General features: G+C 68.4%; 1 protein-coding gene. It reads left to right on the forward strand.

Going from position 1 to position 1,008, the window contains the following annotated elements; all coding sequences use genetic code 11:
* Positions 1-1,008, forward strand: a 1,008-nt coding sequence (locus INQ47_RS25605) for an AMP-binding protein (protein ID WP_404702897.1), incomplete at both ends; no start/stop codon positions are given.

Consider the following 1,008-nt stretch of genomic DNA (forward strand, 5'->3'; position numbering starts at 1 on the left):
GCCTGGAATACCGCCCCGGCCACGTTCGCGCCGAGCCAGCCGCTGCATCGCCTGATCGAAGCCCAGGCGGCCCGCGCGCCGCAGGCGCCGGCGCTGGTCTGCGAAGGCGAACAGTTGAGCTACGCCGAGCTGAACCGCCGGGCCAACCGGATCGCCCACGCGCTGATCGCCCGAGGCGTCGGCCCGGACGTGCTGGTGGGCCTGGCCGCGCCGCGTTCGCTGGAGATGGTGGTCGGCCTGCTGGCCATCCTCAAGGCCGGTGGTGCCTACGTGCCGCTGGACCCGGCCTATCCGCTGGATCGCCTGCACTACATGATCGAGGACAGCGGCCTGCAGTTGCTGCTCGGCCAGGGCGACCTCGGGCTGAGCCTGGCGGCGAACGTGCAGGTGCTGGACCTGGCCGCCGACTACGCCGACTACGCTGACTTCGCCGAGGTCAACCCGAACGTTGCGGTGGACCTGGATAACCTGGCCTATGTCATCTACACCTCCGGCTCCACCGGCAAGCCGAAGGGCACCTTGCTGCCGCACCGCAACGTGCTGCGCCTGTTCGAGGCCACGGACGGCTGGTTCGGCTTCGGCCCGCAGGACTGCTGGACGCTGTTCCACTCCTATGCCTTCGACTTCTCGGTATGGGAGCTGTTCGGCGCCTTGCTGCATGGTGGTCGCCTGGTGATCGTGCCGCAGGATGTCAGCCGTTCGCCGGAGGCCTTCTACCAACTGCTGTGCGAGCAGCGGGTGACCGTGCTCAACCAGACGCCGTCGGCGTTCCGCCAGCTGATGCAGGTGGCCTGCGCTGAAGGCCAGCGCAGCGACCAGCAGCTGCGCTACGTGGTGTTCGGCGGCGAGGCGCTGGAGGTCGGCAGCCTGCGTCCGTGGTTCGAGCGCTTCGGCGATCGTGCCCCGCAACTGGTCAACATGTACGGCATCACCGAAACCACGGTGCACGTGACCTACCGTCCATTGTCGCTGGCTGACCTGGCGCAGAGCGCGTCGAGCCCGATTGGT

It is taken from the genome of Pseudomonas sp. 3HC3 (assembly GCF_044904505.1).
Lineage (GTDB): Bacteria > Pseudomonadota > Gammaproteobacteria > Pseudomonadales > Pseudomonadaceae > Aquipseudomonas > Aquipseudomonas putida_Y.